Raw genomic sequence first — 14,008 nt, forward strand, 5'->3', positions numbered from 1 at the left:
CGCGCCGGCCCGATCGCTCGTGCGAGCGGGCCGGCGCGGGCGCCCCGGTCAGGGGTAGGTGGTCAGGTACACCGTCTGGTTGGCCGCGTTCGCGGTGCCACCGGCGTTGTTGATCACCCGGTTGATGGTGCCGACGCCACCGAGCGAGACGGTGACCATGTTGGTGAATCGCACGTTCGGGTTGACGGGCACCTCGAAGGAGTGCTCCTCGACCACCGCGGGGTTGACGTTGAAGTAGCTGTAACTTCCGAGCCCCCACGCCGCGTGGCTGGTTACCGAATCGGCGACCTTGTACGCGGCGTAGCCCCGGGTCGAACCGTTCATCCAGGCCGCCTGGTTGGGCACGTCGTACGGCAGCTCGTTCTGATAGAAGTACGTCCGGCCGCCGTTGCCGTTCCAGACGGTCTGGTACTTCTGGTAGTGCTCGACGAAGAGGCCGTACATGGTGACGTTGTCGCCGTTGACGGTCAGCCCGGTGTCGGCGGTGTTCAACGTCCACCCGGTCGGTACGCCGCTGGCGGCGTGGTCGGCCCGCCACAGCCACATGTGGTCACCGATCACGTTGTCGCTGTTGACGGTCAGCGTGTTGGTGGCCTTGCCGACGTGCGGGCCGCCGATGCGGAAGAACACGTCGTGCAGCGAGGTCGGGTTGCTGGCGTGGCTCGCCGCCGAGCCGGACGGCCCGACCTCCATGAGCACCGGCGAGTTGGTCGTGCCGGCCTCGAACATCAGGCCGGCGACCTTGACGCCGTCCACATCGGCCACCCGCATGCCCACGCTGCCGTTGTCGGCCTGGATGGTGGCCAGGCCGAGACCGAGCACGACCGTGTCGGCCCGGTTGACCTGGATCGGCTCGGTCACGTGGTGCACGCCCGGGGTGAACAGCAGGTGCCGGCCCTGGGCGAGGGCGGCGTTGATGGTGGCCGCGCTGGTGCCGGGCTGCACGACGAAGAACTGCGACAGCGAGATCGACGAGCCGGCGGGGGTCTTGTTGTACCAGCTGGTGCCGGTCGAGTTGGTGCGCAGGGCGGGCACGAAGACCCGGTACTCACCGCTGCCGTCGACGTACAGGAACGGCTTCTCCCGCACCTGCGGGGTCTGCGCGATGACCGTGTGCGACGGGTTGGGGAAGCTCGGCGCCGGAGCGCCGACGACGCCCTGGAAGACCATGTTCCACACCGAGCCGGTCCAGCCGTTGCCGAACTCGCTGTTGCGGGAGTACCACTGCTGCTGCGAACCGGAGACGACCAGGCCGTCGATGCGGGTGTCGGCCAGCAGGCCGCCGCTGGACCAGCCGTCGCCGCCGTTCCAGAGCTGGATCTGGTTCTGCGCGCCGCGCAGGTGCATCCGCCGGTACGGCGCAGCCTGCGACACCGCCCAGCGCTCCACGGTCTGCCCGGCGGGCAGGGTGACCGAGAGGTTCTCCGCGGCCCGCCAGAAGTTCTGGGTGGCGTTGCCGCCCATCCAGAACGCCTCGGTGCGGACGTGGCCGTTGAGGTTGACGTCGTCGGGGCTCATGCCGAGCCCGGCGACCTGGGTGAAGAAGCCGAGGTTGACGTCGGCGGTGTAGGTGCCCGGCTTGAACAGCACGGCGTAGCGCTGCGGGCCGAACTGGTTGGTCTCCTGCTGGGTGAAGAGGGTGTTCAGTCGACTCTGGATCGTCGACGTCGGCGTGCCCGGGTCGAAGACGTACGTGTTCGGCCCGAGGTTGGGGTTGTACGGGTCGGTGGTGCCGACCGGGGGTTCGGTGGTGCCGCCGCCGGTCGTGTTCACCGCCAGCTCCCAGAGCGAGTAGCCGTAGGCGGTGCCCCGGGCCGTGCCGTACACCCGCAGGTAGCGACCGCTGCCGGTGACGGTGAGGCTCTGGGTGCCACCGGTGGCCGTCGTGGTCGAGTAGATGGTGGTCCAGGTGGACCCGTCCGCGGAGGTCTGGAGCTGGAAGGCCCGGGCGTACGCGGCCTCCCAGGTGAGCGTCACCCGGCAGATCGTGCGGGTGCTGCCGAGGTCGACGCGCAGCCACTGCGGGTCGCTGGCGGCGCTGGCCCAACGGGTGCCGGTGTTGCCGTCGACGGCGGCGGACGCCGGGGTGCCGGCGTTCTCGGTGGACGAGGCGGTCACCGGGCTGCCCTGCGCCACGTTGGCACTGCCGCAGGTGGAGGTGTCACCGCCGGTCTCGCCGTAGACCTGGAACTCCCAGAGCGAGTAGCCGTAGCCGGTGCCCCGGGCGGTGCCGTACATGCGCACGTACCGGCCGGCGCCGGTGACGGTCAGGTTCTGGGTGCCGCCCGCGCCGGTGGTGGTCGAGTAGATCGTGGTCCAGGTGGCGGCGTCGTCCGAGGTCTGGAGCTGGAAGGCGCGGCCGTAGGCGCCCTCCCAGAGCAGGTTGACCTGGCTGATGGTGGCCCGCGCGCCCAGGTCGACCTGGAGCCACTGGGGGTCGCTGAAGGCGCTGGCCCAGCGGGTGCCGGTGTTGCCGTCGACAGCTGCCGACGCGGGGGTGCCGGCGTTCTCGGTGGACGAGGCAGTCGCCGGGCGTCCCTGCGACAGCAGGGTGGGCGCGGCCTGCGCGCCGGTGCTGGCCACGGCCGGGGTCAGGGCCGCCACCAGGGCCACGACGACACCGGTGAGGAGGTGCCGGACGGTCCGCCGCCGGGGACGCGGGCGTACGGATGTAGCACGAGATGTCATGACATCGCCTGTCGATAGGGCGTTACGGACGCCAGAGGGTGGGGATCGGTGTTCGCCCGTGGTGCCGTGGGTGGAGCCGCCGATGCGACGCCGCGGGGAGGAGAGCGCTCTCGTAGGAGTGTTGCGGCGAGATTGCGACGGCGTCAAGACATCGATCTATAACTTCGTTATTTATCCCGAGGATCAGGTTTTGTGTAATTCCCCACCCCCGCCCACCGTCCCCGCCCCCCGCACCCCGCCCCGACCATTCCCGGTAACTCCCGGTAACTCCCGGTGGCCGCTCCCGGTAGCCGCTCCCGGTGATCAAGAGGTTCGGGTCAAAAATCGCGCCCCGGATGACGCAAACCTCTTGATCACCGGCGCGGAAGGGCCCGGCGCGGAGGGAGGGGCGAGGAAGGGGCGGGCGAGGAAGGGGCGGGCGAGGAAGGGGCGGGTTGGGCGGTCAGGCTCGGCGGACGCCGCCCTCGGTGAGGAAGCGGGCGATCGGGAGGGTCGCCGCGCCCAGCGCCACCGCGTCCACGCCGAGGCGGCACAGCTCGATCGACGCCTGCTCGTACGGCTGGCGCAGCGCCTGCCGACCGGCGGCCTCGCGCACAGCCGGCAGCAGGTCGCCCAGCGCCATCGCCGCCCAGCCGCCGAGGACGACCCGCTCCGGGTTGAACAGGTTGATCAGGTTGGCCACCCCCGCGCCGAGGTAGCCGGCGGTGTCGTTCAGCACCCGGCGGGCGGTGGCCGACGAATCGGCGGCGCTGACCAGCGCGGCGAGCTGCGACTCCTCGTCCTCGCCCGGCACGGCGCGACCCCGACGCGCCTCGCGGTAGCGGTCGATGATCGCCTCCGCCCCCACGTACGCCTCCAGGCAGCCGCGCGCGCCGCACCGGCAGGCCCGGCCGCCGTACACCAGGGTGGTGTGCCCCCACTCCCCCGCGCTGCTGGACGCGCCCCGGTAGGTGGCGCCGTTGGTCACCACTGCCGCGCCCACGCCGGAGCCGACCAGGGCGAAGACGGCATGCCGGGCGCCGCGCCCAGCGCCGAACCACATCTCGGCCTGGCCGAGGGTCTTCGCGCCGTTGTCGATGTGCAGCGGCAGGTCGGTGCCGGCGCCGATGAGCCGCTCCAGCGGCACCCGGTCCCAGCCGAGGGCCTGGGCGTGCACGACGGCCTCGACGCCCTGCTCGACCACGCCGGAGACGCCGATGCCGACGCCGAGCACGTCGGCGGTGGCCACCCGGGCCTTGCCGGTAACCACCTCGATGCCGGCCAGCACGTGCCCGGCCACCACGTCGGGCTCGGTGCGCGCGGGGTCGAGCGGGTACTCGATGCTGGCGAGCAGGGTCATCGCGAAGTCGAACAGCTCCACCCGGACCCGGGTCTCGCCGACGTCCACGCCGATCACGAAGGCGTACCGGGGGGCGACGCGCAGCAGCATGCTGGGGCGGCCGCCGTCGGACTCGGCGGCACCGGCCTCGGCGACGATGCCTTCGTCGATCAGATCGGCCACCACGTTGCTGACCGCCGGCTGGCTCAGCCCGGTGCTGCGCACCAGGTCCTGCCGGGTGAGCGGGGCATCGAGGAAGAGCTTCGTCAGCAGGGCGGACCGGTTGCGCAGCCGGACGCTCCGGTTGGTGGCACGCGCCAGCTCCACTCGTCACCTCGTTCCCGTCGGCCGTTGGTGGCGACTGTAACCGCACCGTGCTTGACGACCCACCTGCCAGCAACTTTAATGACGACATTCATTAAGCCGTGATGTAACTCCCGGGAAACGCCGACGGACCCCCGACGGCGCATCCGGAGAAACCCCGTCCGCAGCCGGCAACCGTCGCCGCACCCCTATCGACGACGGCGGTCGGCGGACCCCCACCACGCACCGGAAGGGCTGACCGTGTCGAGACGACACCTCGGGATATTCACCGCCGCCGTACTGGCCGCCGCATCGCTGACCGCCTGCGGCGGCTCCGGCGACGACTCCGCCGCATCGCCCAAGACCCTCACCTACTGGGCCAGCAACCAGGGCGCCAGCCTGGAGGTCGACAAGACCACCCTCCAGCCGGAGCTGGACAAGTTCGAGAAGCAGTCCGGCATCAAGGTCAACCTCGAGGTCGTCCCCTGGTCGGACCTGCTCAACCGGCTGCTCGCCGCCGCCGCGTCGGGCAAGGGCCCGGACGTGGTGAACATCGGCAACACCTGGTCGGCGTCGTTGCAGGCCACCGGCGCGCTCGTCGAGTTCGACGACGCCACCCTGCAGGCCGTGGGCGGCAAGGACCGGATCGTGCCCGCCGCGCTCGCCGCCGCCGGCGCCCCCGGCAAGCCGCCGGCCGCCGTGCCGCTCTACAGCATGGCGTACAGCCTGTACTACAACAAGAAGGCGTTCGCCGACGCCGGCATCACCGCGCCGCCGACCACCTGGGAGCAGGTCTCCGAGTACGGCAAGAAGCTCACCAAGGGCGGCAAGTGGGGCCTGGCGATCGAGGGCGCCAACCCGTCGGAGAACGCGCACCACGCCTTCACCTTCAGCCAGCAGTACGGCGGCGAGTGGTTCGACTCGGCCGGCAAGCCGACCTTCGACACCCCGCAGAACGTCTCGGCCATCAAGCGCTACATCGACTTCATGGCCGCCGACAAGATCACCAACCCGAGCAACGCCGAGTACGCGCAGAACCAGTCGGTCTCCGACTTCGCCAACGGCAAGGCCGCCATGCTGCTCTGGCAGTCCGCCGGCTCGAACCTCAAGACGCAGAACATGCCCGCCGACGCGTACGGGGTGGCCCCGGTGCCGTTCCTGGCCAGCCCGCCGGCCGGCGGCAAGAAGGTCAACAGCATGGTCGCCGGCATCAACATGGCGGTCTTCAAGCACACCAAGAACAAGGACGGCGCGCTGAGCTTCGTCAAGTTCATGACCAGCGACGAGGAGCAGACGATCCTCAACAAGACGTACGGGTCGCTGCCGGCGGTCAAGACCGCCGCCTCCGACCCGGCGTTCAGCGCCCCGGAGCAGAAGAGCATCCAGGAGACGCTTGTCACCACCGCCGCCCCGCTGCCGCAGGTGCCCGACGAGAGCACCTTCGAGACCCTGGTCGGCACCGCGATGAAGGAGCTGTTCGCCGACGCGGCGAGCGGCAAGCCGGTCACCGAGGCATCGGTGAAGGCGAAGCTGACCGACGCGCAGCAGAAGATGCGCTGACCCACGCAGCGCCGGTGGCCGTGGTCGGGCGACGAGCCCGACCACGGCCACCGCCTCCGAGAGGACCCCGATGGCAACCAGCACCACCGCGCCGGACGCCGACCGGCGCGTACCCCGGGCCGGGTCACCCGCCCGGGGGGCCGCCCGCCGGCCGCGCGGCCCGCGCCGTTCCCTCCTGCCGTACCTGCTGCTCGCCCCGGCCATCGTGCTGGAACTCGCCGTCCACGTGATCCCGATGGTGGTCGGGGTCTGGATGAGTCTGCTGGAGCTGACCCAGTTCCACATCCGGGACTGGTCCACCGCGCCCTTCGTCGGCCTGGAGAACTACCGGGCCACGCTCGATCTGAACTCCGCCGCCGGCAAGGAGCTGCTGCACTCGTTCTGGGTGACCCTGATCTACAGCGTGCTCTCGGTCGGGTTCGCCTGGCTGCTCGGCATCGCGGCGGCCGTCGTGCTCCAGAAGCCGTTTCGCGGGCGGGCCATCCTGCGGGCGCTGTTCCTCACCCCGTACGCCCTGCCGGTCTACACCGCCGTGATCACCTGGAGCTTCCTGCTGCAGCGCGACACCGGCCTGGTCAACCACGTGCTCGTCGACCAGCTCGGGCTGCTCAACGAGCGCCCGTTCTGGCTGATCGGCGACAACAGCTTCTGGTCGCTGCTGGTGGTGTCGGTCTGGCGCAACTGGCCGTTCGCGTTCCTGTGCCTGATGGCCGGCCTGCAGAACGTGCCGGGCGAGCTGTACGAGGCCGCCGCGATCGACGGCGCGGGGTTCTGGCGCCGGCTGCGCTCGGTCACCCTGCCCATGCTGCGGCCGGTGAACCTGGTGCTGCTGCTGGTGCTGTTCCTGTGGACGTTCAACGACTTCAACACCCCGTACGTCCTGTTCGGCGGGTCCGCGCCCGAACAGGCCGACCTGATCTCCATCCACATCTACCGCAGCTCCTTCAAGACCTGGGACTTCGGGTCGGGCTCGGCGATGTCGGTGGCGCTGCTGCTGTTCCTGCTGGTCGTCTCGGCCGCGTACCTGCTGATCACCAACCGCCGGAGGGACGACCATGCGTGAGACCGCAGGTGAGCGCTGGGGCCGGCGCATCGTGCTGACCCTGCTCACTCTCTTCGTCGTCATTCCGCTCTACGTGATGGTCACCTCGGCGGCCAAGCCGCTGCGGGACGTGCAGAACGGGTTCACCTGGTTGCCCAGCCGGCCCACCCTGCAACCGTTCGTCGACATGTGGAGCACCGTGCCGCTGGCCCGCTACCTGGTCAACAGCCTGGTGGTGTCGAGCGTCGCGGCGGTCTGCTCGGTGGCCGTGGCGATCTTCGCGGCGTTCGCCGTCAGCCGGTACCGCTTCCGCGGCCGGGGGGTCTTCTCGGTGACTGTGCTGTCCACGCAGATGTTCCCCGGCATCCTGTTCCTGCTGCCGCTGTTCCTCATCTACGTCAACCTGGGCAACGCCACGGGCATCGAGCTGTACGCCAGCCGCACCGGCCTGATCATCACGTACCTGACCTTCTCGCTGCCGTTCTCGATCTGGATGCTGGTCGGCTACTTCGACTCGATCCCGCGCGGGCTGGACGAGGCGGCGCAGGTCGACGGGGCCGGGCCGCTGCGCATCCTGTTCCGGGTCATCCTGCCGGCCGCCGTGCCCGGCGTGGTCGCGGTGACCGTGTACGCGTTCATGACCGCCTGGGGTGAGGTGCTGTTCGCCTCGGTGATGACCGACGAGGGCAGCCGCACCCTGGCCGTGGGCCTGCAGGGCTACTCCACCCAGTTCAACGTCTACTGGAACCAGATCATGGCCGCCTCGCTGGTGGTCAGCATCCCGGTCGTGGCCGGGTTCCTGGCCCTGCAGCGGTATTTCGTCGCCGGCCTCACCGCCGGCGCCGTCAAGTGAGTCACCCCATCCCAGAGGAGAGCCTTCCCGTGCCCGACCTGTCCAAGCTGCCACCCGACTTCCTCTGGGGCGTCGCCACGGCGGCGTACCAGATCGAGGGGGCCGTCGACGTCGACGGCCGGGCGCCGTCCATCTGGGACACCTTCTCGGCCGTCCCCGGCAACGTCGACAACGGCGACACCGGAGCGGTGGCCTGCGACCACTATCACCGGTGGCCGGAGGATCTCGCGTTGCTGCGCCGGCTCGGCGTGGACGCGTACCGGTTCTCGGTGGCCTGGCCCCGGGTGATGCCCGACGGTGTCGGGCGGGTCAACCCCGCCGGGCTGGACTTCTACGACCGGCTGGTGGACACGCTGCTCGCCGACGGGATCCGGCCGTTCGTCACGCTCTACCACTGGGACCTGCCGCAGGTTCTGCAGGACCGCGGCGGTTGGCCGGAGCGCGCCACGGCCGAGGCGTTCGCCGACTACGCGGCGGTTGTCGCCGCCCGCCTCGGTGACCGGGTGGCCGACTGGAACACGGTCAACGAGCCGCTCTGCGTGTGCTGGATCGGGCACCTGGACGGGACGATGGCTCCCGGCGAGCGGGACCTGACCCGCGCCGTGCACGCCTCGCACCACGCGCTGCTCGGGCACGGCCTGGCCACCCAGGCGATCCGGGCCAACGCTGCCCGCGCGGCGTCGGTCGGTCTGGTGCTCAACCTCAGTCCGATCGAGCCGGCGACCGACCGACCCGAGGACGTCGCGGCGGCCCGGCGGGCCGACGGGCACGTCAACCGCTGGTGGCTCGACCCGATCCACGGCCGGGGCTACCCCGCCGACATGATCGCCACGTACGGGGTCGAGCCGCCGGTACGCGGTGACGACCTGGCGGTGATCGCCACGCCCACCGACTTCCTCGGTGTGAACTACTACTTCCGCCAGCTGGTGGTCGACGATCCGACCGGCCCGGCGCCGTACGCGAAGCAGGTGCCGGTGCCCGGGTCGGTGGAGACGGCCATGGGCTGGGAGATGTACCCGGCGGGCCTGGAGCGGCTGCTCGTCGACGTGCACGAGGAGTACCGGCCGGGCCGGATCATCGTCACCGAGAGCGGCTCGGCGTGGCCGGACGAGGTCACCGCCGACGGCACCGTCGAGGACAAGGAGCGCACCGACCACCTGGAGCAGCACCTGGCGGCGTGCGCGTCGGCGGTGGACCGGGGGGTGCCGCTGGACGGCTACTTCGTGTGGTCGCTGCTGGACAACTTCGAGTGGGCGTACGGCTACGACAAGCGCTTCGGGCTGGTGCACGTCGACTATGCCACGCAGCGGCGGACGGTGAAGGCGAGCGGCCTGCGCTACGCCGAGCTGATCCGCGCCCACCGCCACCTCGCCCGCGCCACCGACGCCGCCGCGCCGGTGGCCTGAGGCCGCCGGTCCCGGGCGCCGCGGCCGGCGGCGCCCGGGCCGCACCACGGTGGGCTCTGTGCGTAATTCGCCCGCTTATGTGCCACTGCCGCTAGTCTGGGCCGGTGCGGGACGGACCGGAGAACGAGACGACGACGGACGAGCGTCACTCGTCCCGGGTGGCGTTCGAGGTCAACGGCGACCGCCGTGAGCTGACGCTGGACAACCGCACCACACTGCTCGACGCGCTGCGCGAACACCTGGGCCTGACCGGGGCGAAGAAGGGCTGCGACCACGGCCAGTGCGGCTCCTGCACCGTGCTGCTGGACGGCCGCCGGGCCAAGAGCTGCCTCGTCCTCACGGTCACGGTGGACGGCCGGTCGGTGGTGACAGTCGAGGGGCTCGCCGGTCCGGACGACCTGTCCCCGTTGCAGGCCGCATTCGTCGCGCACGACGCGTTCCAGTGCGGCTACTGCACCCCCGGGCAGCTCTGCTCGGCCCGGGGCATGCTCGACGAGGTCGCCCGGGGCTGGCCCAGCGCGGTCACGGACGACCTCGACTCGCCGCCCGAGCTGACCGACGCCGAGATCCGCGAGCGGATGGCGGGCAACCTCTGCCGCTGCGCCGCGTACCCGCACATCGTCGCGGCCATCCGCGAGACGGCGACCGCGCCGTGAGGCCGTTCCGCTACCACCGGCCGGCCGACGTGGCCGACGCCGTCGCCGTGCTGGCCGGCGAGCCGCACGCGGCGTACCTGGGCGGCGGGACCAACCTGGTGGACCTCATGAAGCTCGGGGTGCAGCGGCCCGAGCTGCTGGTGGACGTGACCCGACTGCCGCTGGACACGGTCGAGGAGCTGCCCGACGGCGGGCTGCGGATCGGCGCGACAGTGCGCAACAGCGACCTCGCCGCCCACCCCGCGGTTCGCCGCGACTACCCGGTGCTGGCCCGCGCCCTGCTCGCCGCGGCGTCCGGTCAACTGCGCAACCTGGCCACGACCGGCGGCAACCTGTTGCAGCGCACCCGCTGCGTCTACTTCCAGGACACCGGCAAGGCGTGCAACAAGCGCGACCCGGGCAGCGGCTGCGCCGCCCTGCACGGGCAGAACCGCGACCTGGCCGTGCTGGACTGGTCCGAACAATGCGTGGCCACCCACCCGTCGGACCTGGCGGTCGCCCTCGCCGCGCTGGACGCCGTGGTGCAGGTGCACGAGTCCGACGGCCCCCGGGACGTCCCGCTCGCCGCGCTGTACCGCTCCCCCGGCGCGCACCCGGAACGGGAGACCACCCTGGCCCGGGGTGCGCTGATCACCGCCGTCCGGCTACCGCCGCTGCCGGCCGCGCACCGCTCGGCGTACCTCAAGGTGCGCGACCGGGCGTCGTTCGCCTTCGCCGCCGGCTCGGTGGCCGCGGTGCTCGACCTCGACGGCGACGTGGTCCGCGACGTCCGCCTGGCGTACGGCGCGGTGGCGCACCGGCCGTGGCGGGCGTACCGGGCCGAGGAGGAGCTGCGCGGTCGGCTGTTCAGCCCCGAGCTGGCCGCGCGGGCCGCCGACGCCGAGTTGACCGAGGCCCGGCCGCTGCGGCACAACGGCTTCAAGCTGCCACTGACCCGGGCCATCACGGTGCGGGTGCTCAGCGAGCTGGCGGCCTCGTGAGCACCGGCGCGGTCGGTCGGGCGCATCCCCGGCTGGAGGGCCGGGAGAAGGTCACCGGCACGGCCCGGTACGCGGTCGAGTACCCGGTGGACGGTGTCACGTACGGCTGGGCGGTGCCGGCGACGGTGGTCCGGGGCCGGATCACCCGGATCGACACGACGGACGCGCTCGCGTCCCCGGGCGTGCTGGCCGTGGTGCACCACGGCAACGCGCCCCGGCTCGCACCCGGGCCGCAGCCGGAGCTGTGGTTGTTGCAGGAGCCGGCGGTGCACTACCGGGGGCAGTTCGTCGCGGTGGTGGTGGCCACCAGCCTGGAGGCGGCCCGCGAGGGCGCCCGACTGGTGCGGATCGACTACGACGCCGGCCCGCACAGCACGGTGCTCACCGACGACCACCCGGGCCTGTACAAGCCGGAGCACGTCAACCCCAGCTATCCGACGGACACCGCCGAGGGGGACTTCGACGCCGGGTACGCCGCCGCGCCGGTGCGGGTGGACGCCACCTACCGGACACCGGCGTACCACAACAATCCGATGGAGCCGCACGCCACGACGGCGCTGTGGCACGACGGGCGGTTGCTGGTGCACGACTCGACCCAGGGCGCGGTGCCGGTGCAGAGCGCGCTGGCCGAGCTGTTCGAACTGCCCCAGGAGTCCGTCCGGGTCATCGCCGAGCATGTCGGCGGCGGCTTCGGCAGCAAGGGCTACGCCAAGGCGGCGGTGGTGCTCGCCGCGCTCGCCGCCCGGCACGTGGACCGCCCGGTCAAGCTCGCGCTGACCCGCCAGCAGCTGTTCGGGCCGATCGGCTACCGCACGCCCAGCATCCAACGGGTCCGCCTCGCCGCCGACACCGACGGTCGGCTCACCGCTGTCTGTCACGACGCGATCAGCCAGACCTCGACGGTCCGGGAGTTCGCCGAACAGATCGCCGTCTACACCCGCAGCATGTACGCGGCCCCGCACCGACGCACCACCCACCGGCTGGTCCGCCTCGACGTGCCCACGCCGTTCTGGATGCGCGCCCCCGGCGAGTGCCCCGGCGCGTACGCCCTGGAGTCGGCGATGGACGAGCTGGCCATCGCCGTGGGGGTCGACCCGGTGGAGCTGCGGATCCGCAACGACGCCCAGGTCGACCCCGACCAGGGCGAGCCGTTCACCAGCCGCAACCTGGTGGCCTGCCTGCGCGAGGGGGCGCAGCGGTTCGGCTGGACGGGCCGGGATCCCACGCCCCGGGCCCGGCGCGACGGGCGGTGGCTGATCGGTACCGGCGTGGCCGGATCGAGCTACCCGGCCCGGGCGAGACCGTCGTCGGCGGCGGCCACCGCCCGGCCCGACGGCACCTTTCTGGTACGGATCGACGCCACCGACATCGGCACGGGCGCCCGGACGGCGCTCTGGCAGGTGGCCGCCGACGCGCTGGGGGTGCCGCCCGAGCGGGTCGAGATCCGCATCGGCGACAGCGACCTGCCGGTGGCCCCGCTGGCCGGGGGCTCGATGGGCACGGCTTCGTGGAGCTGGGCCGTGATCCGGGCCTGCGAGGCGTTGCGGACGAAGCTGCGCGAGGGCGCGTCGCCGGGCACCGAGGTCAGCGCCGAGGCGGACACCACCGACGAGGTGGGCGGGCAGCCCACCCGACCCCGGTACGCGTACGGGGCGCAGTTCGTCGAGGTCCGGGTGGACGCGGACACCGGCGAGGTGCGGGTGAACCGGCTGCTCGGGGTGTTCACCGCCGGTCGGGTGGTGAACCCGACGACGGCGCGCAGTCAGCTGATCGGCGGCATGACGATGGGGCTGTCGATGGCGCTGCACGAGGAGGGCCTGCTCGACGAGCGTTACGGCGACTGGGTCAACCACGACCTGGCCACATACCACATCACCGGCTGCGCGGACGTCGAGGCCGTCGAGGCGTACTGGCTGGATGAGCGGGACGACGAGCTGAACCCGGCCGGGGTGAAGGGCATCGGCGAGATCGGCATCGTCGGCACCGCGGCGGCGGTCGCCAACGCCGTCCACCACGCCACCGGCGTCCGCATCCGGGACCTGCCGATCCGGTTGGACAAGCTCATCGGGGTTTCAGGCTTGGCTTAAATAAGCCGACGGTGATATAACTGTCGCCGTGCACGCCTTCGACGTGCTGGGCGACCCGGTCCGGCGCCGCATCCTGGAACTGCTCGCCGACGGCGAGCAGACCGCGGGCGCGGTCAGCGCGGTCATCCGCGACGAGTTCGGCATCTCCCAGCCCGCCGTGTCACAGCACCTCAAGGTGTTGCGGGACAACGGCTTCGCCACCGTGCGGCCGGAGGGCGCCCGGCGGCTGTACGCGGTCGACCCACGCCCGTTGCGCGAGGTCGACGGCTGGTTGGAGCACTTCCGCCGGTTCTGGACGCCACCCCTGGCGGCACTCGCCACCGAGCTGGCCCGGGGCCGACGCGACCGTCGCCTGCGCGGGCCCGCCGACCCACCCGAGGAGAGGAACACCTGATGTTCGACGCGACCGAGCAGATCAACGCCGTCCAGCGGCAGGTCGGCAGCCGCACCCTGGCCGCGGGCGAGGCCCGGGTGACCACGATCAGCCAGACCTACCAGGCGACGGCCGAGGACCTGTGGGACGCCTGCACCAACGCCGAGCGCATCCCCCGCTGGTTCCTGCCGATCAGCGGCGACCTGCGGCTGCACGGCACGTACCAGCTCGAGGGCAACGCCCACGGCACCGTCGAGAGCTGCGAGCCTCCGCACCGCTTCACCGCCACCTGGGAGATGGGCGGCGAGGTGAGCTGGATCGAGGTGCGGGTCACGCCGGTCGGCGACGAACAGGCCCGCCTCGACCTGGACCACATCGCGCACGTCGACCAGGACCGGTGGGCACAGTTCGGGCCGGGCGCCGTCGGCGTCGGCTGGGACCTGGGCCTGCTCGGTCTCGCCACCTACCTCTCCGGCGACGGCAGCGGCGTCCGGCCGGAGGACAGCGCCGAGTGGGTCGCCTCCGCCGAGGGACGACGCGCCATGGAGCTGAGCAGCCAGCTGTGGTGCGAGGCGAGCATCGCCGCCGGCACCGACGCCGACGAGGCCAAGGCCGCCGCCGAGCGCACCACCGCCTTCTACACGGGCGCCCCCCAGGCCTGAGCGGCGCCGACGACGGCGGTGGCCGACCTGCCGCCGCCGTCGTCCGGCGCACCCGGCTCGGATTCGAGCCTGACGTGAAT

General features: G+C 71.8%; 11 protein-coding genes. 9 read left to right on the forward strand and 2 right to left on the reverse strand.

Going from position 1 to position 14,008, the window contains the following annotated elements:
• Positions 1–48: 48 nt before the first annotated feature.
• Together AB0B39_RS08805 and AB0B39_RS08810 are read right to left on the reverse strand one after the other, a co-directional pair.
• On the reverse strand, positions 49–2,688 hold the full coding sequence (locus tag AB0B39_RS08805; RefSeq protein WP_357573906.1) for a discoidin domain-containing protein: 2,640 nt from the start codon (positions 2,686–2,688) through the stop codon (positions 49–51).
• Between the two features lie 442 nt (positions 2,689–3,130).
• Entirely contained in the window at positions 3,131–4,333 is a 1,203-nt protein-coding gene (locus AB0B39_RS08810; protein WP_357573907.1) for an ROK family transcriptional regulator, read from the reverse strand.
• 237 nt (positions 4,334–4,570) lie between these two features.
• On the opposite strand from AB0B39_RS08810, the gene AB0B39_RS08815 reads away from it, so the two are divergent.
• From AB0B39_RS08815 to AB0B39_RS08855, 9 genes are all read left to right on the forward strand, one after another.
• Positions 4,571–5,869 carry a sugar ABC transporter substrate-binding protein gene (locus tag AB0B39_RS08815; protein WP_234582473.1) on the forward strand — a complete coding sequence of 433 codons (1,299 nt, stop codon included), beginning with the start codon at positions 4,571–4,573 and terminating at the stop codon, positions 5,867–5,869.
• A 70-nt stretch (positions 5,870–5,939) separates the two neighbouring features.
• A complete protein-coding gene (locus AB0B39_RS08820) occupies positions 5,940–6,932 on the forward strand; it encodes a sugar ABC transporter permease (RefSeq protein WP_234582474.1) in 993 nt (330 codons plus the stop codon).
• Positions 6,925–7,764, forward strand: coding sequence for a carbohydrate ABC transporter permease (locus tag AB0B39_RS08825; RefSeq protein WP_234582475.1), 840 nt, complete (start codon positions 6,925–6,927; stop codon positions 7,762–7,764). Before AB0B39_RS08820 ends, AB0B39_RS08825 begins: the two co-directional genes overlap by 8 nt.
• A 29-nt stretch (positions 7,765–7,793) precedes the next feature.
• Complete coding sequence (locus AB0B39_RS08830; RefSeq protein ID WP_357497186.1) at positions 7,794–9,170, forward strand: GH1 family beta-glucosidase; 1,377 nt, start codon at positions 7,794–7,796, stop codon at positions 9,168–9,170.
• Between the two features lie 158 nt (positions 9,171–9,328).
• Positions 9,329–9,826 carry a 2Fe-2S iron-sulfur cluster-binding protein gene (locus tag AB0B39_RS08835; RefSeq protein ID WP_357574370.1) on the forward strand — a complete coding sequence of 166 codons (498 nt, stop codon included), beginning with the start codon at positions 9,329–9,331 and terminating at the stop codon, positions 9,824–9,826.
• Entirely contained in the window at positions 9,823–10,806 is a 984-nt protein-coding gene (locus AB0B39_RS08840; RefSeq protein ID WP_357573908.1) for a xanthine dehydrogenase family protein subunit M, read from the forward strand. Before AB0B39_RS08835 ends, AB0B39_RS08840 begins: the two co-directional genes overlap by 4 nt.
• Positions 10,803–12,893, forward strand: coding sequence for a xanthine dehydrogenase family protein molybdopterin-binding subunit (locus AB0B39_RS08845; protein WP_357573909.1), 2,091 nt, complete (start codon positions 10,803–10,805; stop codon positions 12,891–12,893). Before AB0B39_RS08840 ends, AB0B39_RS08845 begins: the two co-directional genes overlap by 4 nt.
• Positions 12,894–12,921: 28 nt before the next feature.
• On the forward strand, positions 12,922–13,287 hold the full coding sequence (locus tag AB0B39_RS08850) for a metalloregulator ArsR/SmtB family transcription factor (RefSeq protein WP_234582479.1): 366 nt from the start codon (positions 12,922–12,924) through the stop codon (positions 13,285–13,287).
• Positions 13,287–13,928, forward strand: coding sequence for an SRPBCC family protein (locus AB0B39_RS08855; protein ID WP_234582480.1), 642 nt, complete (start codon positions 13,287–13,289; stop codon positions 13,926–13,928). Before AB0B39_RS08850 ends, AB0B39_RS08855 begins: the two co-directional genes overlap by 1 nt.
• The last annotated feature ends 80 nt before the right edge of the window (positions 13,929–14,008 follow it).

Origin of the sequence: Micromonospora sp. NPDC049114 (assembly GCF_040648635.1) — a bacterium.
Lineage (GTDB): Bacteria > Actinomycetota > Actinomycetes > Mycobacteriales > Micromonosporaceae > Micromonospora.